Genomic DNA, 535 nt, shown 5'->3' with positions numbered 1-535 from the left:
CGCCCACGCCGCGCTGGCAGCAGCGGGCATCCCGGTACGGCGGCCGGTCGCGTGAAGTTCTCGATTCGCCACCACCCCGGCGAACGCCGGGGCCCAGTCGCGAGCGGGGAATCATTGCGTGCAGCACCCGCCACAACCGCCATCTCTCCTGGGCCCCGGCTTTCGCCGGGGTGGAGGGAGGGGGCAACAATCGTCGCCCCCGGCCAACTCGCCAGCCATTATGCGCCGCGCAAAGCGCTCCGCCTCAACGCGACCGAAGCGACGGACGGAGACTATCTGATCGGCTTCGGCACAATCGCGGGCGACACCAACCTGTCGCCCACCGCCAACCTCATCGAAGCCGCCGCCAAGCTGTTCGACGCGCTCTACCAGGCCGACGCATCACCGAGCACGACCATAGCGATCGCGCCAATCCCGAACGACGGCATCGGCGAAGCCATTAACGACCGTCTGCGGCGCGCGGCGCACCGCGACACCTGACACCCTCCGCGTCCTCCGCGCCTCTGCGCGAACAAACCTTCTGTTCGCGCAGAGA

General features: G+C 68.8%; 1 protein-coding gene. It reads left to right on the top strand.

What is annotated here, in order from left to right; translation table 11 throughout:
- The coding region (locus tag AACY45_RS27785; protein ID WP_339548681.1) for a Sua5 family C-terminal domain-containing protein at nt 1–480 on the top strand (480 nt) is incomplete at its 5' end.
- Nucleotides 481–535: the final 55 nt, after the last annotated feature.

Source organism: Pseudomonas sp. RA_35y_Pfl2_P32, assembly GCF_963970735.1.
Lineage (GTDB): Bacteria > Pseudomonadota > Gammaproteobacteria > Pseudomonadales > Pseudomonadaceae > Aquipseudomonas.
This window is presented reverse-complemented; position numbering and strand designations above follow the sequence as displayed.